20 protein-coding genes are annotated in these 26,511 nt (G+C 71.5%); 4 read left to right on the forward strand and 16 right to left on the reverse strand.

Annotated features, from left to right (window positions below):
- Positions 1-152: 152 nt before the first annotated feature.
- The 7 genes from topA to bldG form a co-directional block, all read right to left on the reverse strand.
- Entirely contained in the window at positions 153-3,005 is a 2,853-nt protein-coding gene (topA, locus tag ACWCPM_RS02025; RefSeq protein WP_450974187.1) for a type I DNA topoisomerase, read from the reverse strand.
- A 267-nt stretch (positions 3,006-3,272) separates the two neighbouring features.
- On the reverse strand, positions 3,273-3,470 hold the full coding sequence (locus ACWCPM_RS02030; RefSeq protein ID WP_450974188.1) for a hypothetical protein: 198 nt from the start codon (positions 3,468-3,470) through the stop codon (positions 3,273-3,275).
- A gap of 733 nt (positions 3,471-4,203) precedes the next feature.
- Positions 4,204-5,733: a DUF7059 domain-containing protein gene (locus tag ACWCPM_RS02035; protein WP_450974189.1), complete on the reverse strand. Its 1,530-nt coding sequence runs from the start codon at positions 5,731-5,733 to the stop codon at positions 4,204-4,206.
- Positions 5,734-5,763: 30 nt separating this feature from the next.
- Positions 5,764-6,354, reverse strand: coding sequence for a small secreted protein (locus tag ACWCPM_RS02040; RefSeq protein ID WP_450974190.1), 591 nt, complete (start codon positions 6,352-6,354; stop codon positions 5,764-5,766).
- Positions 6,355-6,547: 193 nt separating this feature from the next.
- A complete protein-coding gene (locus ACWCPM_RS02045; protein ID WP_450974191.1) occupies positions 6,548-8,959 on the reverse strand; it encodes a sodium-translocating pyrophosphatase in 2,412 nt (803 codons plus the stop codon).
- A 314-nt stretch (positions 8,960-9,273) separates the two neighbouring features.
- Positions 9,274-9,714, reverse strand: coding sequence for an ATP-binding protein (locus ACWCPM_RS02050; RefSeq protein WP_450974192.1), 441 nt, complete (start codon positions 9,712-9,714; stop codon positions 9,274-9,276).
- A gap of 103 nt (positions 9,715-9,817) precedes the next feature.
- Positions 9,818-10,159: an anti-sigma factor antagonist BldG gene (gene bldG / locus ACWCPM_RS02055; protein WP_024885807.1), complete on the reverse strand. Its 342-nt coding sequence runs from the start codon at positions 10,157-10,159 to the stop codon at positions 9,818-9,820.
- A 79-nt stretch (positions 10,160-10,238) separates the two neighbouring features.
- On the opposite strand from bldG, the gene ACWCPM_RS02060 reads away from it, so the two are divergent.
- On the forward strand, positions 10,239-12,878 hold the full coding sequence (locus ACWCPM_RS02060; protein WP_450974193.1) for a DEAD/DEAH box helicase: 2,640 nt from the start codon (positions 10,239-10,241) through the stop codon (positions 12,876-12,878).
- Here the strand turns inward: ACWCPM_RS02060 and ACWCPM_RS02065 are convergent.
- The 7 genes from ACWCPM_RS02065 to ssd form a co-directional block, all read right to left on the reverse strand.
- Positions 12,784-13,152 (reverse strand): Rv3654c family TadE-like protein, encoded by a 369-nt coding sequence (locus ACWCPM_RS02065; RefSeq protein WP_450974194.1) that lies wholly within the window; start codon positions 13,150-13,152, stop codon positions 12,784-12,786. The two genes, ACWCPM_RS02060 and ACWCPM_RS02065, sit on opposite strands and share 95 nt — an antisense overlap.
- 201 nt (positions 13,153-13,353) lie before the next feature.
- Positions 13,354-13,779 (reverse strand): TadE family type IV pilus minor pilin, encoded by a 426-nt coding sequence (locus ACWCPM_RS02070; protein WP_450974195.1) that lies wholly within the window; start codon positions 13,777-13,779, stop codon positions 13,354-13,356.
- Entirely contained in the window at positions 13,766-13,975 is a 210-nt protein-coding gene (locus ACWCPM_RS02075; protein WP_450974380.1) for a DUF4244 domain-containing protein, read from the reverse strand. The genes ACWCPM_RS02070 and ACWCPM_RS02075 overlap by 14 nt, the downstream gene beginning before the upstream one ends.
- A gap of 101 nt (positions 13,976-14,076) precedes the next feature.
- Positions 14,077-14,868, reverse strand: coding sequence for a type II secretion system F family protein (locus tag ACWCPM_RS02080; protein ID WP_450974196.1), 792 nt, complete (start codon positions 14,866-14,868; stop codon positions 14,077-14,079).
- Positions 14,865-15,740: a type II secretion system F family protein gene (locus ACWCPM_RS02085; protein WP_450974197.1), complete on the reverse strand. Its 876-nt coding sequence runs from the start codon at positions 15,738-15,740 to the stop codon at positions 14,865-14,867. Before ACWCPM_RS02085 ends, ACWCPM_RS02080 begins: the two co-directional genes overlap by 4 nt.
- Positions 15,733-17,007, reverse strand: coding sequence for a TadA family conjugal transfer-associated ATPase (locus ACWCPM_RS02090; RefSeq protein ID WP_450974198.1), 1,275 nt, complete (start codon positions 17,005-17,007; stop codon positions 15,733-15,735). The genes ACWCPM_RS02085 and ACWCPM_RS02090 overlap by 8 nt, the downstream gene beginning before the upstream one ends.
- Positions 17,004-18,107 carry a septum site-determining protein Ssd gene (ssd, locus tag ACWCPM_RS02095; protein WP_450974199.1) on the reverse strand — a complete coding sequence of 368 codons (1,104 nt, stop codon included), beginning with the start codon at positions 18,105-18,107 and terminating at the stop codon, positions 17,004-17,006. The genes ACWCPM_RS02090 and ssd overlap by 4 nt, the downstream gene beginning before the upstream one ends.
- A 590-nt stretch (positions 18,108-18,697) precedes the next feature.
- On the opposite strand from ssd, the gene ACWCPM_RS02100 reads away from it, so the two are divergent.
- Positions 18,698-19,531, forward strand: a complete 834-nt coding sequence (locus ACWCPM_RS02100; protein WP_450974200.1) for an HAD family hydrolase — start codon at positions 18,698-18,700, stop codon at positions 19,529-19,531.
- Positions 19,532-19,905: 374 nt separating this feature from the next.
- On the opposite strand, the gene ACWCPM_RS02105 is transcribed toward ACWCPM_RS02100, so the two are convergent.
- Positions 19,906-20,730: an oxidoreductase gene (locus tag ACWCPM_RS02105; RefSeq protein WP_450974201.1), complete on the reverse strand. Its 825-nt coding sequence runs from the start codon at positions 20,728-20,730 to the stop codon at positions 19,906-19,908.
- Between the two features lie 101 nt (positions 20,731-20,831).
- On the opposite strand from ACWCPM_RS02105, the gene ACWCPM_RS02110 reads away from it, so the two are divergent.
- A complete protein-coding gene (locus ACWCPM_RS02110) occupies positions 20,832-21,812 on the forward strand; it encodes an ATP-binding protein (RefSeq protein ID WP_450974202.1) in 981 nt (326 codons plus the stop codon).
- A gap of 5 nt (positions 21,813-21,817) precedes the next feature.
- Here the strand turns inward: ACWCPM_RS02110 and ACWCPM_RS02115 are convergent, their stop codons facing one another.
- Positions 21,818-23,080: a polysaccharide deacetylase family protein gene (locus ACWCPM_RS02115; RefSeq protein WP_450974203.1), complete on the reverse strand. Its 1,263-nt coding sequence runs from the start codon at positions 23,078-23,080 to the stop codon at positions 21,818-21,820.
- 295 nt (positions 23,081-23,375) lie between these two features.
- Between ACWCPM_RS02115 and ACWCPM_RS02120 the strand changes: the two genes are divergently transcribed.
- Positions 23,376-26,267: a SulP family inorganic anion transporter gene (locus ACWCPM_RS02120; RefSeq protein WP_450974204.1), complete on the forward strand. Its 2,892-nt coding sequence runs from the start codon at positions 23,376-23,378 to the stop codon at positions 26,265-26,267.
- Positions 26,268-26,511: the final 244 nt, after the last annotated feature.

Genomic DNA, 26,511 nt, shown 5'->3' on the forward strand with positions numbered 1-26,511 from the left:
GGACCGACACTCCAGTGCGTCCGCCCGAACGTCCGCACGCCCCGGCACCGATGTGGTGCCGGGGCGCGCGTCTCGCAAACCTCGCGTGAAGGAACGGCCGTTGCCGGCCGGGCGGGACCGTCCGGCCGCCCGAAGTGCCGGAACCTGCCCGCTCAGTCCTCCGACGTCGTCCTCGAAGCGGCCGCCTTCTTGGCGGTCGTCTTCTTCGCGGTGGTCGCCTTGGCGGCCGCCGCCTTCGCGGTCGTCGTCTTCTTCGCCGTCGTGGTCTTCTTGGCGGCCGTCTTCTTCGCCGCCGTCGCCTTCTTCGCGGGGGCCTTCTTGGCGGGGGCCTTCTTGGCCGTCTTCTTCACGGGGCTCTTCGCGCGCTTCTCCGCGAGCAGCTCGAAACCACGTTCCGGCGTGATCTCCTCGACGCTGTCACCGGACCGCAGGGTCGCGTTGGTCTCGCCGTCCGTGACGTACGGACCGAAGCGACCGTCCTTGACGACCACCGGCTTGGCGCTGACCGGGTCCTCGCCCAGCTCCTTCAGCGGCGGCTTGGCGGCGGCACGGCCACGCTGCTTCGGCTGCGCGTAGATCGCGGCGGCCTCCTCCAGCGTGATCGTGAAGAGCTGGTCCTCGGTCTGCAGCGACCGCGAGTCCGTCCCCTTCTTCAGGTACGGCCCGTAGCGCCCGTTCTGCGCGGTGATCTCCACGCCCTCCGCGTCCTTGCCGACGACACGCGGCAGCGACATCAGCTTGAGGGCTTCCTCCAGCGTCACCGTGTCCAGCGCCATCGACTTGAACAGCGAGGCCGTCCGCGGCTTCACGGCGTTCTTCCCGGTCTTCGGGGTGCCCTCGGGCAGCACCTCGGTGACGTAGGGGCCGTACCGGCCGTCCTTGGCGACGATCGTGTGGCCGGTGGACGGGTCCGTGCCCAGCTCGAAGTCGCCGCTCGGCTTGGCGAGCAGCTCCTCCGCGAGCTCGACGGACAGCTCGTCCGGCGCCAGGTCGGTCGGGATGTCGGCGCGCTGGTGCTGCTCGGTGTCCTTCTCGCCGCGCTCGATGTACGGGCCGTAGCGCCCGACGCGGAGCACGATGCCGCTGCCGACGGGGAACGACGACACCTCGCGCGCGTCGATCGCGCCCAGGTCGGTGACCAGTTCCTTGAGGCCGCCGAGGTGGTCCCCGTCGCCGTTGCCGGCGTCCGCGGCGACGGCCGCGACGGTGCCCTCACCGAAGTAGAACCGCTTCAGCCACGGCACCGCCTGCGCCTCACCGCGGGCGATGCGGTCGAGGTCGTCCTCCATCCGGGCGGTGAAGTCGTAGTCGACGAGCCGGCCGAAGTGCTTCTCCAGGAGGTTGACCACCGCGAAGCTCAGGAAGGAGGGCACGAGTGCCGTGCCCTTCTTGAACACATAGCCCCGGTCGAGGATCGTGCCGATGATCGACGCGTACGTCGACGGGCGGCCGATCTCGCGCTCTTCCAGCTCCTTGACCAGCGAGGCCTCGGTGTAGCGGGCCGGCGGCTTGGTGGCGTGTCCGTCGACCGTGATCTCCTCGGCCGACAGCGGGTCACCCTCGCTCACCTGCGGCAGCCGGCGCTCGCGGTCGTCCAGCTCGGCGTTCGGGTCGTCGGCGCCCTCGACGTAGGCCTTCAAAAAGCCGTGGAACGTGATCGTCTTGCCGGACGCGCTGAACTCGACGTCCCGGCCGTCGGCCGCTGCGCCGGCGATCTTCACCGTCACGCTGTTGCCGGTCGCGTCCTTCATCTGGGAGGCGACCGTCCGCTTCCAGATCAGCTCGTAGAGCCTGAACTGGTCGCCGGTCAGGCCCGTCTCGGCGGGCGTACGGAAACGATCACCCGAGGGCCGGATCGCCTCGTGCGCCTCCTGCGCGTTCTTGACCTTGCCGGCGTACGTCCGCGGCCGGTCGGGCAGGTAGTCGGCGCCGTACAGCTGCGTCACCTGGGCGCGGGCGGCGGACACCGCCGTGTCGCTCAGGGTCGTGGAGTCCGTACGCATGTACGTGATGAAGCCGTTCTCGTACAGCTTCTGCGCGACCTGCATGGTCGCCTTCGCGCCGAAGCCGAGCTTGCGGCTGGCCTCCTGCTGGAGCGTCGTCGTACGGAACGGGGCGTACGGCGAGCGGCGGTAGGGCTTGGACTCGACGGAGCGGACGGAGAACCGGGTGTCCTCCAGGGCGGCGGCGAGGGCGCGGGCGTTCGCCTCGTCGAGGTGGAGGGTGTTCGCGCTCTTCAGTTGTCCCAGGGAGTCGAAGTCGCGGCCCTGCGCGACCCGCCTGCCGTCGACGGTCTGCAGGCGGGCGACCAGCGACGACGGGTCCGACGTGTCCCCCGCGCGGCCGGTCGCGAAGGTGCCTGTCAGGTCCCAGTACTCAGCCGAACGAAAGGCGATGCGCTCGCGTTCCCGCTCCACCACGAGCCGGGTGGCGACCGACTGGACGCGGCCCGCCGACAGCCGCGGCATGACCTTCTTCCACAGCACCGGCGAGACCTCGTAGCCGTAGAGGCGGTCGAGGATGCGGCGGGTCTCCTGGGCGTCGACGAGCTTCTGGTTGAGCTGGCGCGGGTTGGCCACGGCGGCCTGGATCGCGGCCTTGGTGATCTCGTGGAAGACCATCCGCTTGACCGGGACCTTGGGCTTGAGGACTTCCTGGAGATGCCAGGCGATCGCCTCGCCCTCCCGGTCCTCATCGGTGGCGAGGAAGAGCTCGTCGGAATCCTTCAGCAGATCCTTGAGCTTCTTGACCTGCGCCTTCTTGTCGGCGTTGACCACATAAATAGGCTGGAAATCGTGTTCGACGTCCACGCCGAGACGACGGACCTCGCCGGTGTACTTCTCCGGCACCTCCGCCGCGCCGTTGGGGAGGTCGCGGATGTGCCCGACGCTCGCTTCGACGACGTAGCCGGGGCCGAGGTAGCCCTTGATCGTCTTCGCCTTGGCAGGCGACTCGACGATGACGAGTCGGCGGCCGCCCTGTGCGGTCTCGCTGGTCGGGGACAACTTCGCTCTTCTCTCCGGTCGACGCTGGGGCCTCCCCAGGCCTTGCACTCCCTGGGGTCAGGGCACCTTTCATGGCTCACTCGCTGGTGACGCTGCGGAGTGTGACGGTACATCCCGCCCCCGTGTCAAACGGGAAAAGCCCGCAACGGCCACTCGAACGGTAACCCGACTACCGCCATTCCTGCCGCCCGGAGTGTCCACCGAACCGACCGGTTCCATCCGGAGCGTGTCCTACCGATTACCCCAGGTGGAACGCCTACCCGGCTGTCAGAGCTGCGTGAAGCACCACGCTCCGAGGGTCAGCGCGATCACCGCGGCGACGGTCGCGAGGGTCGCCGATGCGACGGGGTTCACACCATGGGCGACCGGCTCGCGACGACGCACCCGAGTCGCCGTCCACACCAGCAGGCCGCCTCCGAACAGGGCGAACACCGTCCCCGCGAAGATCGCCGGTCCACTCTCCATGGCTCCGTGCGCCCCCTTTTCCCATCGGTGAGAGTTCGATTTCCGGGAGGTTGACACCTACGGACTTCTTCCAGGCGAACCTGATGTGAACGGGGCGTCGACGGGACGGTGCGTCTACTTCCGGCCATGGCCCGGCTCACCGCGCCGGGACTTTCGAAAAGTTTTTTCAGCGGTTTTCGGCCGCCGCTCCCTGAGGCGATCCCCGGCCATGATCAGGATCGGCTCCTCGCATGATCCCGCCGGCCCGAGTTCCATGATCGACTGCGGGGGCGCCGGGAAACGCGGGAGCGGGATGTTGGCCGGTTTCCCTTCCCGCGCGGGCCGGGCGCGCGGGTCACCGGCGTCCGGTCGTGCTCCGGCGACTCCCCTTGAGAACCCTGCGATCCGAGCGAGCCGAGCGGGCGATCGCGCTTCATCGCCCTCGGCGAAGGGGGTCCGCGTCGGAGGGCAGGGGTGCGCGGGCGCCCGCGCCAGCGCGCCGCACCTGTCCCGGGCGGCCACTCCGGCGTACGCGCCCCATACGGCACATCTGCCGCGGGGCACCCACCCCCACGGCCGCCCCGCTCCAGCACCCCGCCCCACCCACGCGGCCGAATGCGCCCCCGTTCACCCGCAGGTTCCAGGAGTCACCCCGCAGACTCCCGGGAATCAGCCGGCAGACTCCGGGAATCACCCCGCAGACTCCCGGGAATCAGCCGGCAGACCCCGGGAACCACCCCGCAGACCCCGGAACTCAGCCCGCGGGCTCCAGGAACCCCTGTTCCACGAGCAGCCGGATCTGCGCCGGAGTCCGGTCCCGCAGCAACACCGGATCCTCGCCGACCAGTTGGGCGATGGCGTCGAGAATCCGCCCCGCGGTCAGCGAACCGTCGCACACGCCGGCGAACCCGGCGCCCACCGTGTCCACCTTGGTGGCGCGCCGCATCCCGCGGTTCTGCCGCAGCACCAGATGCTCGGGGTCCTCGGCCCCGGGCAGCCCGACCTGCTCCTGCACGACCTCGACGGCGAGCCGGAAGCGCTCCTCCAGCAGCGCCGCGTCGTCGCGCGAGCGCAGATAGTCGAGCCGCTCGAAGTGCGCCCGGACCGTGTCACCGAGCGGCTGCTCGACCGGGTGCGGCCACTCCTCCACGGTGATCGAAGGCACCGCCGCCCCCCGCTTGCGCAGGGTGATCCAGCCGAACCCGACCGCCCGCACCTTGCGCGCCTCGAACTCGTCCAGCCAGGCGTCGTACCGCGCCTGGTACTCGGTCATGTCGCCCCGGTGGTCGCCCGCGTCGCGCAGCCACAACTCGGCGTACTGCGTGACGTCCTGCACCTCGCGCTGCACGATCCACGCGTCGCAGCCCTGCGGCACCCAGGACCTCAGCCGCTCCTGCCAGTCCTCCCCCTCGACGTGCTGCCAGTTGGCGAGGAACTGCGCGAACCCGCCCTCGTTCAGCCGTTCCCCCGCCCGTTGAACGAGCGTGCGGCACAGATCGTCCCCGCCCATGCCGCCGTCGCGATAGGTCAGCCGGGCGCCCGGGGAGATCACGAAGGGCGGGTTCGACACGATCAGGTCGAACGTCGCGTCGTCGGCGAGCGGCGTGAACAGCGAGCCCTCACGCAGGTCCGCGGCGGGCGCGCCGGACAGCGCGAGGGTGAGCGCGGTGATGTGCAGCGCGCGCGGGTTGACGTCGGTCGCCGTGACGCGTGTGGCGTGCTGTGCCGCGTGCAGCGCCTGGATGCCGGACCCGGTGCCGAGGTCGAGGGCCGCGGAGACGGGCGTGCGGACCGTGATCCCGGCCAGTGTCGTCGACGCGCCGCCGACACCCAGCACGACGCCCTCGTCCTGGCTTCCGATGCCACCGGCGCCGCCGACCGCGCAGCCGAGGTCGGACACGATGAACCAGTCCTCGCCGTCGAGCCCGCCGTACGGCCGGACGTCCACGGTGGCGGCGATCTCGTCACCGCCGACCCGCGTCAGCCATCCGCTCTCCAGACACACGTCGACGGGCAGGACACCCTCCACGCGCGCGTACGGCACGGGCTGCTGCAGCAGGAACAGCCGTACGAGCACCTCCAGAGGTGTGTCCCCGCGTGTCGCCCGGAGCGCGGGGACCACCTCGCTGCGCGCCAGGGCCGCGTAGGCGGGTGCGCCGAGCAGTTCGAGCAGTCCGTCGGCGGAGAAGGCGGCCCCCAGGAGGGCCTCCCGCAGTCGCGCGGTGACGTCGGGGCGGTCGGTGGACGGCAGGGCGGAGAGGCTGGCGTTGCTCACGCCCCCCATTGTGACCGTGCGGCACGGCCTCCGCGAACGTCAGCCCTGGGCCGCCGGCGGCGTGGACGCGGCGCTCTTGCAGGTCTCCTGCTTGGCCATCGCCTGGCCGACCTCGCCCTCCTCCAGCCGCGTGAGCGCGTCGTTGCCGCTCTGGCTGAGCTTGTCCAGTTCCGTGGCGATCCCCTTGAGGCCGTCGGCGAACTTCGCCTGGTCCTTCGTGTCGAGGTCGTCGACCTGCTTGCGCAGGGAGGCGTAGGACGAGGAGATGGTGTTGAGCTCCTTGACCGCGTCCTGCTGCTTCTTCTCGCCGTTCTCGACGTCGGGCGCGCCGGCCTTGCTCACGGCGACGCCGATCGCCTTGTAGGCGTCGGACATGTCCTGGAAGGCCGCCGCGTCGGTCTTCTGGACCTCTTCCGGCGTGCTGTTGTCCGAGGTCTCCTTCTGGATCGCGGAGTTGGCGGCCGCGATCTTCCTGGCCTGCGGCTGCAGGTCGTCACAGACCTGCTTGGCCCACGCGTCCAGCTTCTCGTTGCCGTCGTCGCTGCTGCAGCCCGACAGCGCCAGCACCAGTACCGCGCCGCCGGACAGCGCGGCCGCGAGCTTCTTGTTCACCGGTTCGGCCCCTTCCATGGCTCTCGGCCCCGGAACATACACGCCAAGCGCACAGCAATCGCATGACCGAGGTCCTATATTCACCTTATTGCAGCCATTTGCACCAAGAGAGAGAAGGCTCACGGTGCGGGCGCGCACACGAAGGAGCGGGCGGGTGACGCGTCAATGCGCGCCTCCCGCCCGCCCCTTGGATGGAGCCGGGTGGGACGAGCTACGAAACCACCGCCGGATCGGCCGACTTGGCCGTCGGCTCGGCGTCGTCGTCGCCCATGGCGATACCGCGCCGTTTGGAGACGTACACCGCCCCGACGATCACGGCCAGGGACAGCACGGCGGTCAGGATCCGTATGCCCAGGCTCGCGTCGTCCCCGTAGCTGAACTTGATCACCGCGGGTGCGATGAGCAGCGCGACCAGGTTCATCACCTTCAGCAGCGGGTTGATCGCCGGGCCGGCGGTGTCCTTGAAGGGGTCGCCGACCGTGTCGCCGATCACCGTCGCGGCGTGGGCCTCGCTGCCCTTGCCACCGTGGTGACCGTCCTCGACGAGCTTCTTGGCGTTGTCCCAGGCGCCGCCGGAGTTGGCGAGGAAGACCGCCATGAGGGTGCCGGTCCCGATCGCGCCCGCCAGAAACGCGCCGAGTGCGCCGACGCCCAGCGTGAACCCGATGAAGATCGGCGCCATCACCGCGAGCAGACCCGGTGTGGCCAGCTCCCGCAGCGCGTCCCTCGTACAGATGTCGACGACTTTCCCGTACTCCGGCTTCTCGGTGTAGTTCATGATCCCGGGATGCTCGCGGAACTGCCGCCGCACCTCGTACACCACCGAACCCGCCGACCGCGAGACCGCGTTGATCGCCAGCCCCGAGAAGAGGAAGACGACCGCCGCGCCCGCGATGAGACCGACGAGGTTGTTGGGCTGCGAGATGTCCATCGCCAGGGTCAGCGGCGCGCCCTCACCGCTGAGCTTCTCGCCCACGTCCCGCACGCCGGTCGTGATCGCGTCACGGTACGACCCGAAGAGGGCCGCCGCCGCGAGCACGGCGGTGGCGATGGCGATGCCCTTGGTGATGGCCTTGGTGGTGTTGCCGACGGCGTCCAGGTCGGTGAGCACCCGCGCGCCCGCGCCCTCGACATCGCCGGACATCTCGGCGATGCCCTGCGCGTTGTCGGAGACCGGCCCGAAGGTGTCCATGGCGACGATCACACCGACCGTCGTCAGCAGACCGGTGCCGGCGAGCGCGACCGCGAACAGCGCCAGCATGATCGACGCACCGCCGAGCAGGAAGGCCCCGTAGACGCCGAGGCCGATCAGCAGGGCGGTGTAGACGGCCGATTCGAGACCGACGGAGATTCCGGCGAGGACGACGGTGGCCGGGCCGGTCAGCGAGGTCTTGCCGATGTCGCGCACCGGGCGCCGGTCGGTCTCGGTGAAGTAGCCGGTGAGCTGCTGGATCACGGCGGCGAGCAGGATGCCGATGGCCACCGCGACGAGCGCGAGGACGCGCGGGTCGCCGCCCTTGGCGAGGATGGCCGGATCCGTGACGCCGTCGAGTTCAGCGTAGGACGAGGGCAGATAGGCGAAGGCGGCTATCGCCACCAGCGCGAGGGAGATCACCGCGGAGATGAAGAACCCGCGGTTGATCGCGCTCATCCCACTGCGGTCGGCGCGTCGCGGGGCCACGGCGAAGATGCCGATCATCGCGGTGATCACACCGATCGCGGGGACCAGCAGCGGGAAGGCCAGACCGAAGTCGCCGAAGGCAGCCGTGCCGAGGATCAGCGCGGCGACCAGGGTCACGGCGTACGACTCGAAGAGGTCGGCCGCCATGCCCGCGCAGTCCCCGACGTTGTCGCCGACGTTGTCGGCGATGGTCGCGGCATTGCGCGGATCGTCCTCCGGAATGCCCTGCTCGACCTTGCCGACCAGGTCGGCGCCGACGTCGGCGGCCTTGGTGAAGATGCCGCCGCCCACCCTCATGAACATCGCGATGAGGGCGGCCCCGAGTCCGAAGCCCTCCAGCACCTTCGGCGCGTCGGCCGTGTAGACCAGCACCACGCAGGAGGCGCCGAGCAGACCGAGGCCCACCGTGAACATGCCGACCACGCCGCCCGTACGGAAAGCGATCTTCATCGCCTTGTGGGAGACGAGAGTGAGATCCTTTTCCGGCTCACCCTCCGCCGGAGTCGCTTCCCGGGCGGCCGCGGCGACCCGGACATTGCTGCGCACGGCGAGCCACATGCCGATATAGCCCGTGGCCGCCGAGAACGCCGCGCCGATCAAGAAGAATATGGATCTTCCGGCGCGCTGATTCCAGTCGTCCGCGGGCAGCAGCAGGAGCAGGAAGAACACGACGACGGCGAATACACCGAGCGTGCGCAACTGCCGTGCGAGATAGGCGTTGGCGCCTTCCTGCACCGCCGCCGCGATCTCCTTCATGCTGTCGGTGCCCTCGCCTGCCGCGAGCACCTGACGCAGCAGCACGCCGGCGACGACCAGGGCGGCCAGGGCGACGGCCGCGATGACCATCACCATGACGCGGTTGTCGTCGGTCAGCACCGCGGCTGCGAAGGTTGTCGAGTGGTCCAGACGGTCCAGCTGATGAGGGGTAGAAAGCCCCGCCATTCGTCCTCCTTGACGCTTGGGCTGAGCTCAAGATGTGGACGGATTGTAGGGAGCCGGTCCTGATCAAAACAGGGCGCGGCAAGCGGAATTAGCCGTCCCGTACTTCACCGCAAATGATCGCAGGAAGGCCGCGAACCCGAAAGTGGTAACGCCCCAGAAGTGTGCACGCTTGATCGAATTGCGGCGCCGCTGATCAGGCAATTGATCCACTTCGGTCGTGAATTCCTTCACGAATTCCGGGCCGCTTCAGAGGGGAAACAGCGAGGGCCCTGCTTCGGCAGGGCCCTCGCTGTGATTGCTCCGATGGAGTGACGTCAGGGCAGCATCTCGGCCGGCTGCGGGGTGGTCGGCCACGTCATGCGGATCAGGCCGCCGTGCTCCCCGGCCGTCACCTCGACGTCGTCGACGAGACCACTGATGACCGCGAGGCCCATCTCGTCCTCCTCGGCCTCCGCGTCGGGGTCGTCGGCGGCTGCGCCGGATGCCCGGACCCCGGTCGGAGCGTGCGGCGCCTCGTCGCCGACCTCGATGGAGAACTGTTTCTCCTCCTCGATCAGCGCCACCTTGACCGGCGCCGTGATCCCGTGGAGCTGATGCAGCCCCACGGCTCGCGAGCACGCCTCGCCGACGGCGAGCCTGACCTCGTCGAGGACGGCCTCGTCCACCCCGGCCCTGCGTGCCACCGCGGCCGCCACCAACCTGGCGGTCCTGACATGCTCTGGCAGCGCGCTGAAGCGGAGTTCGACGGTGGCCATGCATCCCCCTCTGAGCTACGGGCGTGCCCGGGGTCCGGGCCGCCGAAAGCCCGGACCCCCTGTAAGAAGCTGCCGCCCCGGGGCCTCGGCCCGGGCACGGTGATCAGTCGGTGGCCGCCACCGCTTCCTCGACCGAGGTGTGAATCGGGAACACCTTGGTGAGGCCGGTGATGCGGAAGATCTTCAAAATGCGCTCCTGGTTGCAGACCAGGCGCAGCGAGCCCTCATGGGCACGCACCCGCTTCAGGCCGCCGACCAGCACGCCGAGCCCGGTGGAGTCGAGGAAGTCCACGCCCTCCATGTCGACGACGAGGTGGAAACTGCCGTCGTTCACCAGCTCGACCAGCTGCTCGCGCAGCTTGGGCGCGGTATATACGTCGATTTCGCCACCGACCCTGACGATCGTGCGATCGCCGATGGTCTCGGTCGACAGGGACAGGTCCACGGATCCTCCAGCACCTAGCTATCGAGCGGTCGTCCTTGGGACATCTCGGCAGATCCCCCTGGACGGTTCGCCAGCCGCGTTGGCATTCAATCACTTACCGGCAGGCGTGCACGACGCCTTGGTCCCATTGTCCGTCACGCCGGTGACACACTCGGTGCCGATGGCCAAGAATCACCGATCCGATCGATCCCCGACGGACACCGCGTCCCGCCCCGCTCCGGGCACGGTCCTGGACCGGCTCGCCTCGGGACCGAACAGGGTTTCGCGCATCACTCATACGGAGCACTTGCCCCCGCGTGCGGGTCGCCATGCCGTCTGGCCGGACCGGATCCGGTCCGAGGTCATCGCCGCGGTGCAGGCCGCCGGCATCGAACACCCATGGGCCCACCAGGCGCGGGCCGCCGAACACGCACTGGACGGCCGGTCCGTGGTCGTCGCCACCGGCACGGCGTCCGGCAAGTCCCTGGCATACCTCGTGCCGGTCTTCTCCACGCTCATGGACGGCGCCGAGGCCCCCAACGGGCGCGGCGCCACCGCCCTCTACCTGGCCCCCACCAAGGCCCTCGCGGCCGACCAGTGCCGAGCCGTGAAAGAACTTTCACATCCGCTCGGCCAATCGGTACGCCCCGCGGTGTACGACGGCGATACTCCGTTCGAGGAGCGCGAGTGGATCCGCCAATACGCCACGTACGTCCTGACCAACCCCGACATGCTGCACCGGGGCATACTGCCGTCCCACCCCCGCTGGGCCTCCTTCCTGAAGTCGCTGAAGTACGTCGTCATCGACGAGTGCCACACCTACCGGGGCGTCTTCGGCTCGCACGTCGCCCAGGTCCTGCGCCGTCTGCGCCGCCTCTGCGCCCGCTACGGCTCCTCCCCGGTCTTCCTGCTGGCCTCCGCGACCGCCGCCGAGCCCGCCGTCGCCGCCCGCCGCCTGACCGGGCTCCCGGTCGTGGAGGTCGCCGACGACGCCTCCCCGCGCGGCGAGCTGGTCTTCGCCCTCTGGGAACCCCCGCTCACCGATCTCCACGGCGAGAAGGGCGCCCCCGTCCGCCGTACCGCGACCGCCGAGACCGCCGACCTGCTCACCGACCTCACCCTCCAGAACGTCCGCACGGTCGCGTTCGTGCGCTCCCGGCGTGCCGCCGAGCTGATCTCCGTCATCACCAAGGAACGGCTCGCGGAGATCGACCCCTCCCTGCCCCGGCGCGTCGCCGCCTACCGGGGCGGTTACCTCCCCGAGGAGCGCCGCGCCCTGGAGCGGGCCCTGCACTCCGGCGAACTCCTCGCGCTGGCCGCGACCACCGCCCTGGAGCTGGGCGTCGACGTCTCCGGCCTGGACGCGGTGGTCATCGCCGGATACCCGGGCACGCGCGCGTCCCTGTGGCAGCAGGCGGGGCGGGCCGGTCGCTCGGGCCAGGGCGCGCTGGCCGTCCTGGTGGCCCGTGACGACCCGCTGGACACCTTCCTGGTCCATCATCCGGAGGCCCTGTTCGACCAGCCGGTGGAGTCGACCGTCCTCGATCCCGACAACCCGTACGTCCTCGCGCCCCACCTCTGCGCGGCGGCCGAGGAGCTTCCCCTGGTCGAGGACGACCTGGAGCTGTTCGGCCCCGCCGCGGCGGAGCTGCTCCCGCAGCTGGAAGCCGCGAAGCTGCTGCGGCGGCGCACGAAGGCGTGGCACTGGACGCGCCGGGAGCGGGCCGCCGACCTCGCCGACATCCGCGGCGAGGGAGGCCGGCCGGTCCAGATCGTCGAGGCCGGGACCGGACGCCTCCTCGGCACGGTGGACGCGGGCGCCGCGCACACCTCCGTCCACGAGGGCGCGGTCCACCTCCACCAGGGCCGCACCTACCTGGTGCGCGCCCTCGACCTGGAGGACTCGGTCGCCCTGGTCGAGCAGGCCGACCCCCCGTACTCCACGGTCGCCCGCGACACCACGACGATCTCCGTCCTGGAGACGGACGTGGAGGTGCCCTGGGGCCGAGGCCGCCTCTGCTACGGCTCCGTCGAGGTCACCAACCAGGTCGTCTCGTTCCTGCGCCGCCGCCTCATCACCGGCGAGGTGCTGGGCGAGACCAAGCTCGACCTCCCTCCCCGGAAACTACGCACGCGCGCGGTGTGGTGGACGGTCACCGAGGACCAACTGGACGAGGCCCGCATCAGCCCGGAGATCCTCGGCGGCGCCCTGCACGCCGCCGAACACGCGTCGATCGGCATGCTGCCCCTCTTCGCGACCTGCGACCGGTGGGACATCGGCGGCGTGTCGATCCCGCTGCATCCCGACACCCTCCTCCCGACGGTCTTCGTCTACGACGGTCACCCCGGCGGCGCGGGCTTCGCGGAACGCGCCTTCCACACCGCCAGGGCCTGGCTCACCGCCACGCGCGAGGCCATCGCCTCCTGCGAGTGCGACAGCGGCTGCCCCTCCTGCATCCAGTCCCCCAAGTGCGGCAACGGCAACGAGCCGCTGCACAAGCGAGGTGCCGTGCGGCTCCTCACGGCGCTGCTGCGGGAGGCACCTGAGGAGAGCGGCCCGGTGGGGACGGAAGAGCTCCCTGAGGGGCCTGAGGAGCTCCCTGAGGGACTTGAGGAGCTCCCTGAGGAGCACCCTGCCGGGGTCGTCACGGTGGAGGGGGAGGAGGAGACAGAGGAGGAGAAGGCGCATCCGAGGCAGGAGTCGGTGCCCCCGCGTCCGCAGGACCCGCCCGCGCCCTGACCTCGACTGTGAACGGTCCTTTCCCGAACGCCGCTGTCACGTCCGAGATCTCCCCCACCATCGCGCACCGCACCAGCCGCGCCTTCTGGTCCCGCGCCGCCCCTTCCGCCCGGGCGCAGGCCGCCCCGGCACCCTCCGCCCAGTGGTCCGCCGCCGCGAGCGCCGCCAGGTCCGCGCCGCTCGCCGCACGGTGTCGGAACACCGCGATCTGCCCCAGGGCGAGCACGACGCCGAAGACGACGCACAGGACGGCGATCGCACCGACGCTCCACACGGTGGCGGACCCTCGGTCCCCGTCAGCACTGAGCTGCCCGCGTCTCCCCCGCCCGCCACCACACGCCGGCCCACCCTTCACCCGCGCACCACCACGCACAGGCCCACCTCCTCGCCCACCAACCACAGGCCCACCCTCGCCCCCGCCCCCATCCCCGCTCCTGCCCCTGCCCCTGCCCCTGCCCAAGTCCACCGGGCTGGTTCATCTCCCCTCACCGGCCCACCTCCCCGCCCCGCGACCACCGTCTCCTCGGACCGTTTGCTCAGCGACCATCCCCTCAGCGACCGCGACGGCCTCCTCGCGCAGCTCGTACGACAGCCGGCCCAGCGCCGGTGCCCTCGCCACTACGACGACCCGAACCCGGTCGCCCTCCCGGCCGAGCGTGACCTTCGCGCCGCGCGGTGCCACCTCCCGGGTCGCCTCGACCACCGCGTCGTGCGGGTCCTGGCGGGCCGCCGTCCGGGCGCCCGTCCGGGCGGCGTCCACGCACTGGATCTGCGCGGCCACCACGAGCAGCGCCCAGACCAGCCCCATCGCGAACGTCACCAGCACGGGCAGCACGAGCGCCGCCTCCGCCGTCACGAACCCCCGGTCCGCGCCCCGCCCCCACCACCTACGTCCGCGCATCGAGGGCGTCCTTCACGATGCTCTGCAGCTCCGCGCTGACCTGCCCACTCGTCACGACCTTGTAGAGCAGCACCGCGAAGGCCGCCGCCGCGACGATCCCCACCGCGTACTCGGAGGTCACCATCCCGGCCTCCTTGCTCATGCCGCGCATCCGCCACACCAGTGCACGCGCGCGTGCCCGTACCGCCTTGCCCATCTCGACCCCCATGAGGTTCCGTTGCCGCTGTCTCTTCGTCGGCCTGGTGCCGTCCGTTCCTGCCTCCGCCGCGCTCATGCGCCCTCTCCCTCATCCGCCCGTCAGCCGCCGCCTCCTCCTCCCAGCACCCCTCCCGCCAACCCGATCACCACGGGCAGCACCCCGACCGCGATGAAGGCGGGCAGGAAGCAGAGCCCCACGGGCGCGGTGACCATCACCGCCGCTCGGCGTGCCCGTGCGGTGGCAGCGCGGGCCCATTCGGCGCGCGCGTCCGCGGCGATCCGTGCGACCGGCGCGGCGGCGGGGAGACCGGACACGTCCGCCCGCTCCAGCAGTCGCGCCAGCGCGTCGGCGCCCGGAACGGCGGCCAACCCGCGCCACGACGCGGCCGGTTCACCACCGAGCCGTACTTCCGCCGCCCCCCGCTCCAACGTCTCTCCCACCGGACCGCCCAACGCCTCACCCACCGCATGCGCGGCGATCACAGGACCGGCGCCGGCCGCGATACAGGCGGCCACGAGATCGGCGGCGAGGGGCAGTTGCCGGGCCGCCTCGTGCCGCTCGAGCGCCTCGGCCGCGGTCGTCACCGCCGACTGCCGCCGACGCCAGCGCCACACCCCGGCCGCGGCGACCACGCCGACGACGACACCGGCGGCTCCGCCGACCAGCACCCACCCGGCACCGACCACGGCGACCGTCGGCCACCAGCGCCGCACGACCTCCGCGACCTCGAAGCGTGGTCCCCGGGCGACGGCCCGGGGGCCCAGCAGCCCGATCAGCCGCCTGCGCGCCAGGCGTTCCCGGCGCACGCGGACCACTCCGTGCACGAGCCACGCCAGGGCGATCACCACCCCCGAGGTCATCCCCAGCCTGTGGACGACTTCCGCGCTCACGCCGCCTCAGCCCCCCTCACGATCCGCAGCGCCCACCACAGCCCGACGCCCTCCAGCACCGCCCCGACGAGCAGGCAGCCCAGTCCCGCACCGGTGTGCAGCAGCACGTGCAGCGGGTCGGCGCCGAGCGCGGTGCCGAGGAGGATTCCGAGCGCCGGCAGCGCGGCGAGCATCACGGCCGTGGAGCGCGAGCCGGCCAACTGGGCCCGGAACTCCGCACGCTGGTCGCGCTCCGCCCGCAGCGCCGCCTCCAGTCGGTCGAGGCCGGCGGCGAGACCCGCACCCTGGTCGACCGCGACCCTCCAGCACGCCGCGAGGCCCAGCAGCCCCTCGGCACCCGGCTGCCGTGCCGCCGTCGCGAGCGCCCCCGGCACATCACCGCCGAACCGCGCCGCCGCCAGCACCGCCGCCTGCGCCTCACCGAGCCCTCCGCGGTACCCCGCGGCCCGCAGCAAAGCCTCTCCGGGTTGCCGCCCGGCCCGCACCTCCCCGGCGAGCGCCGAGCACAGCGCGATCACCGCGTCGCCGCGCCGCTCCCGCGCCCGCCGTGCCTCCCCGGCCAGCCGCACCCGCCGCAGCACAGGCATCCCGGCGGCCCCCGCGACGACCGGCAGCACCGATGACCCCAGCACCCCGAGCACCACCCCGGCGACCGGCGACCACCACTCGGCCCGCAGCCGCCCGGAGATCCGCCGTGACTCACCGGCCCGCCGCAGCCAGGCGGGAGGCCCACTGCCCACGGCCCCGCCTCCGGCCAGCAGCAGTCGCGCCCGCCGGGCGCCCGAACGCCATCCGCCCATCAGCCACGCGGCAGCGCCCGCGCACACCAGGGCCGCGCACACCGGAGCCGCACCCATCGCCGTCTCAGCCATCACGCTCGTCCCCCGTCTCTCCGCTCCCCGACGGCAGTCGCCGTTCCTCCCGCCACCCGTGCCCGTCATCCACGCATCCGTGCTCGCCCACCCCGGCTCCCGGCCAGGCACCGCCCGCGCCGCCCAACAGCTCTCGCAAGCGCCCCCATCCCCGCTCCCGCACGAACGCCTCCGTGCCCCATCGCAGCGCCGGCACGGTCCGCACCAGCCCCGAGTCATCCCGCTCCAGGACCTGCACCTCCGCGATCCGCCGCACCCCGTGCCTGTCGCGCACCAGGTGCAGCACGACCGACAGCGCAGCCGCCAACTGGCTGTGCAGGGCCGCCCGGTCGAGCCCGGCCGCCGTACCGAGGGCCTCCAGGCGGGCGGGGACATCCGCGGCGGCGTTGGCGTGAACGGTCCCGCACCCGCCTTCATGGCCGGTGTTCAGTGCCGCCAGCAGGTGCACCACCTCCGCGCCGCGCACCTCGCCGACCACCAGCCGGTCGGGCCGCATCCGCAGCGCCTGCCGGACCAGGTCCTCCAGCGTCACGGTCCCGGCGCCCTCCTGGTTCGCTGGCCGGGTCTCCAGACGCACCACGTGGGGATGGTCGGGGCGCAGCTCCGCCGAGTCCTCCGCGAGCACGATCCGCTCGTCCGGCCCGACCAGCCCCAGCAGCGCGCTCAGCAAGGTCGTCTTGCCGGTGCCCGTGCCCCCGCTGATCAGGAAGGACAACCGGGCCCGCAGCAGCGCCCGCAGCACCCGGTCACCGCCCGGCGGGACCGTGCCCGCCGCCACCAGTTCGCCGAGCGTGAACGCGCGCGGGCGTACGACGCGCAGCGACAGACAGGTGCTCCCGACGGCGACGGGAGGAAGCACCGCGTGCAGCCGGGTGCCGTCCGGCAGCCGGGCGTCGACCCAGGGCCGGGCGTCGTCCAGGCGCCGTCCGGCCACCGCGGCCAGCCGCTGCGCGAGGCGCCGTACGGCGGCCGGGTCCGGGAAGGACACGGTCGTCAGCTCCAGGCCGCCGCCCCGGTCCACCCACACCCGGTCCGGCGCCGAGACCAGCACGTCCGTCACCGACGGATCGGCCAGCAGCGGCTCCAGCGGCCCGCTGCCGACGAGCTCGGACCGCAACTGCTCGGCGGCGCCCAGGACTTCCGCGTCGCCCAGCACCCGGCCCTGTTGGCGCAGCGCCTGCGCCACGCGTGCGGGGGTGGGCTCGGCGCCGCTCTCCGCCAGCCACTGCCGCACGCCGTCCAGCAGCGGCCCCGCGAAGGCGTTCATGCCGCACCCGTCTCGGCCAGCGCCCGCTCCCAGAACTCCCGGCAGAACCGGGCGAGGGGACCCCGCCCGCCACCGCCGGGCGGGGTCCTTCCGTCGGCGGCGCTCAGCAGCCCGGTCTCCACCGGCACTTCGCCGGCCAGCGGCAGACCGAGCAGCCGGGCCACCTCGCGGTCGTCGAGACCGGGCGCGTACGGCCCGCGTACCGCCACCCGCAGATCGCGCAGGACCATTCCGGCCGCGGACGCCACCCGCCCCGCCGCCGCGATCGCGCGCAGTTCGGCGGGGACCACGAGGAGCCCGATGTCCAGCTGGGCGAGGGCCTCGGCACCCGCCTCGTCGATCCGGCGCGGCAGGTCGACCACGACCGCGCCGCCCCGGCGCCGGGCGGCGGACACCACCGCCCGTACCGCCGGGGGCGGGACGGCGACGCAGTCACCGCGGTCCCAGCTGAGCACCCTCAGCGAGTGCAGTTCGGGGAGCGACTCCTCCAGGGCACCGCTGCCGACCCGGCCGCGGGAGGCCGCGAAGGCGGGCCAGCGCAGGCCCTCGGCGGTCTCACCGCCGAGGAGCACGTCGAGTCCGCCGCCCAGCGGATCGGCGTCCACGAGCAGGGTGCGCATTCCCTCACGCGCGGAGGTGACGGCGAGCGCGCAGGCCAGCGTGGAGGCACCGGCGCCGCCCCGGCCGCCGATGACGCCGACGGTGAGTGCCGGCCGGCCGACGCCCTCGGCGACGTCGGCGATCCGGTCGACCAGCCACTGCTCGCCGTCGGGCAGCAGCAGGACGTGGTCGGCGCCGATCTGGACGGCGCGCTTCCACACCCCGGGATCGTCCTGGTCACGGCCTACCAGGACCACCCCTCGTCCGCGCGCGGCCCCGCGCACCCGCCGCGCCACGTCGTCCCCGACCAGGACCAGCGGTGCGGCCTCCCAGCCCGCCCCGCGATCCGGCACGCGGGGGTGGACCTCCGGTGTGGCTCCGGCCGCCGCGCACAGGCGCAGCAGGTCGTCGAGCAGTTCGGCGTCCTCGGTGACGATCATCGGTCGGCCCTGCCGCCGTCCGGCGGCGGACCGCGGATCGTGTGTGACGTTTCCGGCCACGGTTGCTTCCCCCTTCGCTGCTTGTGCGGTGCGCTCGCGCAGCCCCTGCGGCCCCGCGATTCGCACGCGTGTGAAGAACCGACAACCGGTCTCCATATGAACGGCCGACGCAATCCGGCCATGCGCGCCCGGCAATCGGAACCGGCCACGAACTCGCCGCGAGCGGGCCGCGCAGGAATCACGGTGCAGCGATCCGGGAAATCGTGTGGATCTTGGTCGATAACTGTGGACAACGCGATGGTTGTGAATATCGCCGTCACCCATACCGGTGACCCCGCACCATCTCCTGTGCGACTTCCGCAGAGCAGTCCTAGGGTTACGCAGTGTGACGAACCGAGGACGCACGAAAGAGGCGGCCGCAGCCGCCTCGATGCGGCTTCACGGCCGCGGAGAGAGGGGAAAAACCCACCCGGACATGCGACGACCCCCGCCGGGGGGGAGAGCGGGGGTCGTCCCCACGGCCGACTCGGGGGGGGGAGGAGTCGGACCGGGTTAGCACGGTCGCGAACGATCCGTGACTTCCATGGTGTACCCGAGAGCCCTCTCAGGCAAACCCACACGCCCGAGCTTACGCCGAATGGGCTGCCCCTATGCTCGGGGTCGTGGAAAACCACTCGATGCCCCGCACGGCGGCCTTCTTTGACCTGGACAAGACGGTCATTGCGAAGTCGAGCACGCTCACCTTCAGCAAGTCGTTCTACCAGGGCGGCCTGATCAACCGCCGCGCCGTACTGCGCACCGCATATGCCCAGTTCGTCTTCCTCGCGGGCGGCTCCGACCACGAGCAGATCGAACGCATGCGCGCGTACCTGTCGGCACTGTGCCGCGGCTGGAACGTCCAGCAGGTCAAGGAGATCGTCGCCGAGACGCTGCACGACATCATCGACCCGATCATCTACGACGAGGCCGCGTCCCTGATCGAGGAGCACCACGTCGCCGGCCGTGACGTGGTGATTGTGTCCACGTCAGGCGCTGAAGTGGTCGAGCCGATCGGCGAGCTGCTCGGCGCGGACCGCGTGGTCGCGACCCGCATGGTCGTCGGTGACGACGGCTGCTACACGGGCGAGGTGGCGTACTACGCCTACGGCCCCATGAAGGCGGAGGCCATCCGGGAGCTGGCCGAGTCCGAGGGATACGACCTTTCACGCTGCTACGCGTACAGCGATTCGGCGACGGATCTTCCGATGCTGGAGTCGGTGGGAAATCCGCACGCGGTGAATCCCGATCGCACCCTGCGCCGCGAGGCACTCGCGCGCGGGTGGCCGATTCTCGATTTCCACCGTCCGGTCAGACTCAAGCAGCGACTGCCCTCGTTCTCCGTACCGCCGCGTCCGGCTCTGGTCGCCGCGGCGGCCATAGGCGCCGCGGCCGCCACCGCCGGCCTTGTCTGGTACGCGAATCGGCGCCGGGCCGCGACCGCTTGACCTGCCGCCACTCGGCGCCCGGGCCGCTCCGGAATATCAGCGACCGGTCCCCACGTCGTTGAATTCGCAAGTAAAGAAGCAGGGGCAGCACTTCCGCTTGTCACTCACCTGGAGTACAAAGGAGACAACGGCCCGCGAGACCAAGGACATCCGAGAGGATCACCTTTTAAACGCATTTGGCCACACGGACCGCGCATGAAATCTAGGCACCCACGCGACGTCGACCCGTCGATTACGGGCCAGCCGCACCAGGCGACGGGCGAAGATCCCCGCCTGATGGGCAACATTTCGAGGACGCTTGGTAACCCGGTGCTCATGCCAGCGGCGGTACGAGACCTCGTACCGCCGCATCCCTGTCCGGGGATTGCCGAGGCTCAGGCCGCCCCGCGCTGCAGCGCCTCGCACACCGCCGTCGACTCACGCGCCCCCAGTTCCACCGCCCGGCCGCAGTGCGCGATCCAGGCGGCCATGCCCTCGTGAGTGCCGGAGAGGTAGCCCTCGAACGCCGCCGCGTAGGCCGCACGGCCCAGTTCGGCGTGTCCCACCTCGGCCGGGCAGACCGACTTCGGGTCGAGGCCGCTGCCGATCAGGACGATCCGCTCCGCCGTGCGTGCCACCAGACCGTTGTGGGAGACGAACGGGCGCAGCGCGAGCAGCTCGCCGTGCACGACGGCGGCCATGACCAGCGCGGGCGCCGAACTCCCCGCGATGATCAGCTCGGACAGCCCCTCCAGCCGCCCGGAGACCTCCTCGGCGTCCGGCAGCGGCTGCTCGATCAGCGGCTCCTCGACCGGTTCGCCCTGCTGCCGGGGCCGCCCCACGTGGTCGGCCTTGTCCGCCGCCGCCACCAGGTGCAGCCGGGCCAGCACCCGCAGCGGTGACTGCCGCCAGATGGACAGCAGCTGGCCGGCCTCCGCACTCAGCCGGAGCGCCGCGCCCACGGTCCGCGCCCCGTCGTCGCCGCTGAAGTCGGTGCGCCGGCGCACCTCTTCGAGGGCCCAGTCCGCACCGGACAGCGCGGCGGAGCCACGGGCTCCGCGCAGCGCCGCCTCGGAGGTGATCTCGTTGCTGCGCCGGCGCATGACCCGGTGCCCGTAGACCCGGTCAACGGCCTTGCGCACGGACTCCACGGATGCGGCCACACCGGGCAGCGAGCCCAGGGCGCCGAGCGGATCGGCGGTCGCGCCTGTCGTACTCATGAGTACGACCCTACGCACCCACCGTGGAGACCCCACGAAGGAGTGGTCTTCTTCACGCAACGCCGGGTCCCGTACCCGGGGCACCACTACGCTTGATGAACATGAAAATTGCTTTCGTCGGCAAGGGCGGCAGCGGGAAGACGACTCTGTCCTCCCTGTTCATCCGCCATCTCGCGGCCGTCGGCGCCCCGGTCCTCGCGATCGACGCCGACATCAACCAGCATCTCGGGGCCGCGCTCGGTCTCGACGAGACGGCCTCCGCCCGTCTGCCCGCGATGGGCGACCGGCTGGCGCTGATCAAGGACCATCTGCGCGGCACCAACCCGCGCATCGCCTCGGCCGATTCGATGATCAAGACCACGCCGCCGGGTGAGGGCTCGCGGCTGCTGCGGGTGTGCGAGGACAACCCGGTCTACGACGCCTGCGCCCGCCCGGTGGAACTCGACGGCGGAGCCGTCCGTCTGATGGTCACCGGCCCCTTCACGGACGCCGACCTCGGAGTCGCCTGCTACCACTCCAAGACCGGAGCGGTGGAGCTGTGTCTGAACCATCTGGTGGACGGGCCCGGCGAGTACGTCGTGGTGGACATGACGGCGGGCTCGGACTCCTTCGCCTCCGGCATGTTCACCCGCTTCGACATCACCTTCCTGGTCGCCGAGCCGACCAGGAAGGGGATCTCCGTCTACCGCCAGTACAAGGACTACGCCCGCGACTTCGGCGTCGAGCTCAAGGTCGTCGGCAACAAGGTGCAGGGCCAGGACGACCTCGACTACCTCCGCGCCGAGGTCGGGGACGACCTGCTCGTGACGGTGGGGCACTCCGACTGGGTGCGCGCCATGGAGAAGGGCAGGCCGCCCCGGTTCGAGCGGCTGGAGGACGTCAACCACCGTGCCCTGGAGGTGCTGCGGACGACCGCGGACGCGACGTACGAACGACGCGACCGGCACCGCTACACCCGCCAGATGGTGCACTTCCATCTGAAGAACGCCCAGTCCTGGGCCAACGAACGGCACGGGGTCGACCTGGCGGCCCAGATCGACCCCGGCTTCGTGCTCGGCGAGGGTGTCGTCGAACCCGCCTGACGACGCTACAACCGGTCCGCCGGCGCCCCGGGCGCACCCTTCGGGGCCGGGGCGGGGCGGGCGGACAGATACGACTCCCAGCCCTTCTTCGGGGCCTCGCCGACCTGCAGCGTGCGCATCTTCGCGAGGATCTTCGGATCCTGTGCGTCCAGCCAGTCGACCAGTTGGCGGAAGGACACGCAGCGCACCTCGGGCTTGGTGCACACCTGCTCCACGACGTCCTCGACGGCGCGCATGTACGTGCCGCCGTTCCAGGACTCGAAGTGGTTTCCGATGATCAGCGGCGCGCGGTTGCCGTCGTAGGCCCGCTGGAAGCCCTGGAGCAGGCCGTCGCGCATCTGGTTGCCCCAGTACTCGAACTTGTCGGGGTCGCCCTGGGTGTTGGTGCCCGACTGGTTGACCATGAAGTTGTAGTCCATGGTCAGCTGCTCGTAGTTGTGCCCGGGGAAGGGCACCAGCTGCATGGACAGGTCCCACAGCGCGTCCTTCTTGCCGGGCCACACCTGGTTGTTGACGCCGCTGGTGTCGTAGCGGAAGCCCAGATCCTGCGCGGCCTTGCGGAAGTTGGCCTGACCCTCGAGGCAGGGAGTGCGGGCGCCGATGAGTTCCCGGTCGTAGTCGAAGGGCAGCGGGGCGGCGTCGGTCATGCCGCTGTTGGTCTTCCAGGACTTCACGAACTGCTTGGCCTGGGTGATCTCGTCCTTCCACTCCTCCACCGACCACTGCCCGACGCCGCCCTCGGGACCGCAGAAGTGGCCGTTGAAGTGGGTGCCCACCTCGTTGCCCTCCAGCCAGGCCAGCCGCAGTTGCTTCACGGTGTCGGCGATGCCCCGCCGGTCGTTGAAGCCGATGTCGGAGCGGCCCGGGGAGTGCTGCGGGGGCTTGTAGAGGTCGCGCTTCTCCTCGGGCAGCAGATACACACCGCTGAGGAAGTACGTCATGGTGGCGTTGTTGGCCTTGGCCACCTCGCGGAAGTGGGAGAACAGCCGCTGGCTGTCCTCGCCCGCGCCGTCCCAGGAGAACACCACGAACTGCGGCGGTCTCTGACCGGGCTTCAGCCGCTCCGGACGGGACAGACGGGGCTGCGCGCCGGTGAACGCGGTCGACCCGTCCCCAATCAGCCGGACCGCGCTCCTGGGCGCCGGCGCACCCTGCGGGCCGTTGATCCCTCCCTCCGAACGGTCCGAGCCGGTCCCGCAGCCGGCGAATGACAGGGCACAGACCGCGGCGCCCATGGCGCCCGCGGCGATCCTCGGGGTGGCGGCCATCCCGCCCACCTTCCTTCTCCAGTCGACGATTCGGCAGCGCGGTCAAGGTCGCACGGGACCGAGGGGGAATTAGTACGACAAGCCGATGAAATGCTCACATCACACTCCGGAGTGATTGGTTAACCCATTTGCCCGGAAAATCCATGCTCGTCCTTTACTCTGCATTACGATTCGTTTACTGAAAGTTGCTGATCCCGCCGCTGCACGCCGTGACCCACGGCCGCGACCCCCCACCCCGCCCCGGCGGGGGTCCCCTAGTCCCCGCGACCGCGCTGCCCCGGAGGAGACGGGAAACATGTCAGCCTGCGTCCCCACCCGAGCCCCAGACCCCCATCGATCGAAGCGAGTCCACCCGCCCCACAGTCCGCCGCCCACCCGGCGCTTCCGGTTCCATGTCGCCGGAGCCGACGCGTCGGCCGCGGTCTCCGTCTTCCTGATCGCGCTGCCGCTGTCCCTGGGCATCGCGCTCGCCACCGGCGCACCGCTCCAGGCCGGGCTCGTCGCCGCGGCGGTGGGCGGTCTGGTCGCCGGACGGCTCGGCGGCTCCCCGCTCCAGGTGAGCGGCCCCGCCGCCGGCCTCACGGTCGTCACCGCCGACCTCATCCATCGCTACGGATGGCGTACGACCTGCGCCATCACCGTCCTCGCCGGGCTCGCCCAGCTCGGGCTGGGCTGCCTGCGCGTGGCCCGCTCCGCGCTCGCGGTCAGCCCCGCGATCGTGCACGGCATGCTGGCCGGCATCGGTGTGACCATCGCCGTCGCCCAGCTGCACATCGTGCTCGGCGGCACTCCGCAGAGCGCCGTACTCGACAATCTGCGCGCCCTGCCCGCACAACTGGCGCATCTGCACCCGGCCGCCGTCACGACGAGCGCGCTCACGCTCGCCCTGCTGCTGGCCTGGCCCCGGCTGCCCGGCCGGGCAGGCCGCCTGCTGCGCAAGGCGCCGGCCGCCCTGATCGCCGTCGCCGGGGCCACCGCGGCGGCCTCACTGGCCGGCCTCACGCTGCCCAAGGTCGAACTGCCCGAGTGGAGCAGCCACGCCCTGGCCGGACTGCCCGAGGGCCCGGTGCTCGGCCTGGTCGCAGCCGTGCTGAGCACCACGCTGGTGTGCAGCGTGCAGTCGCTGCTCGGCGCGGTCGCCGTCGACAAGATGGCCGCCGCCCGGCCCGGCCTGGCCGCCCGCGTCCCGCGCTCCGAACTGGACCGCGAACTGCTCGGTCAGGGCGCCGCCAACATCGTCTCCGGCGGACTCGGCGGGCTGCCCGTCGCGGGCGTGGCCGTGCGCAGCACGGCGAATGTGCACGCCGGCGCGGTCAGCCGGAACTCCACGATGTTGCACGGCGTTCTCGTGGTGCTCGCCACGCTGCTGATGGTCTCCCTCCTGGAGCTCATCCCCCTCGCCTCGCTCGCCGCCCTGGTGATGGCCGTCGGCATCCAGATGGTGTCGCTGAACCACATCCGCACGGTGACCCGCCACCGCGAGGTGCTGGTGTACGTGGTCACCACCCTCGGCGTGGTCGTCTTCGGCGTCCTGGAAGGCGTGGCACTGGGGATCGCCGTGGCGGTCGGCGTCGCCCTGCACCGCCTCACCCGCACCCGGATCACCCATGAAGTGACGGCGGGAGTCCATCACGTCCAGGTGAGAGGCCAGTTGACCTTCCTCGCGGTGCCACGGCTCAGCCGGACCCTGCATCTCGTGCCCCAGGGGGCCGACGCCCTCGTCGAGCTGGACGGCTCGTTCATGGACCACGCGGCCTACGAGACCCTGCAGGACTGGCAGAACACCCACACCGCGACGGGTGGCGCCGTCGAGCTGACCGGCCGCCGCGCCGGCGTCCGCATCGCCGAGCCCATGAGCGTCCCCGGCCACCACACGAGCGCCTGGGACGACGATCCGGATCGCGCCGCCGTCTGCCGCTGCAGCCCGTGGACACCCTGGCGCAACCACCAGTGCGAGGTGCAGCCCACACCGTTCGGATCAGCGGCCGGCGCCGGGCGGAACGGGGAGCCGGCCGTGTCCGCCGGCCCCGCCCTCGCCGCGGGCTCGATGTGCTCGGAGCGCGCCAAGGGTTTCGTGGGCTGGAAGACGTACGCGGGCGCCGGGCGGCCCGAGGGGCCCGTGAGCCGGAACGCAGCCGCCGAGGGCGCCAAGGCGCTCGTGGGCTGGAAGGACTCCGCGAGCACGAAGGGCCCCGCGGGCGAGGCCGGCCCCGACACCGACGTGCACCCGGGGGCTTCGGCCGTGTACCCGGCGGCTTCCACCGACTGTGCGAACCCGATCGGTTCCAAGGGCACGAAGAGCCCGGCGGGCGCTCCGGGCCCGGCCGGACCACAAGCCCCGTACGGCACCGCCGGGCACCCCGACGCCTACGTCTACGGCGCCTCGAACGCCGCCCTCTCCCCCGCCCTCTCCACGACCACCTCCTGTACCGCCTCCGCGTCCCTCACCGCCGCCGAGCCGGGCGCGCCGTCCACCACCGGCGACCACCCTGACCGCGACCCCCTCACCGACACCACCGGCAGCCACCAGCTGGCCCGAGGCATCAGCGCCTTCCAGAGCAACACGGCCCCGCTGGTCAGAGGCGAGCTCGCGCGGCTGGCCCGCGAGGGGCAGCGTCCCGATCAGCTGTTCCTCACCTGCGCGGACTCCCGTCTGGTCACCTCGATGATCACCTCCAGTGGTCCGGGCGACCTGTTCGTGGTGCGCAACGTCGGCAACCTGGTGCCACGGCCGGGCGAGGAGAGCGGCGACGACTCGGTGGCGGCGGCGATCGAGTACGCGGTGGACGTGCTGAAGGTGCGGTCCATCACCGTGTGCGGCCACTCGGGATGCGGAGCCATGCAGGCGCTGCTCAACTCCGAGCCGGGCGGCGCCCGCACACCGCTCAGGCGGTGGCTGCGACACGGTCAGCCCAGCCTGGAGCGCATCGCGGGTGACGGCCGGTCCTGGCCCCGGCTGGCCGGCCGGCCGCCCGCCGACCTGGCCGAGCAGCTGTGCCTGACCAACGTCGTGCAGCAGCTGGAGCACCTGCGGGCCCACGAGTCCGTGTCCCGGGCGCTGCGCGAGGACGCGCTGGAGCTGCACGGGATGTACTTCCACGTCGGGGAGGCGCAGTCGTATCTGCTCACCGACACGGCCGACGGGCTCGTGTTCGACACCGTCCGCGCGGCGGGCCTGTCCGCCTGAGCGGTGCCCCGGCAGTCCACCCGTGCCGCCCGCACGGGTGGACTGCCGGTCGGGAACGTGAGGGGGCGGTACGGGTGAACCCGCTCCCGGTGCCGTCCGTGGGAAGGGATGACCGGGTGCCGCAATCGGTCCGGAGTCGGCCCGGCCACGCCGGGGCGTGCCATGACCAGCCCCTCGACAGGTCTAAACCAATATTCGGTCGACCCTTGTCATCGGGCCGTCAGGTCTGATGAGCTGTGGCCTG

The organism is Streptomyces sp. NPDC002309 (assembly GCF_053593375.1).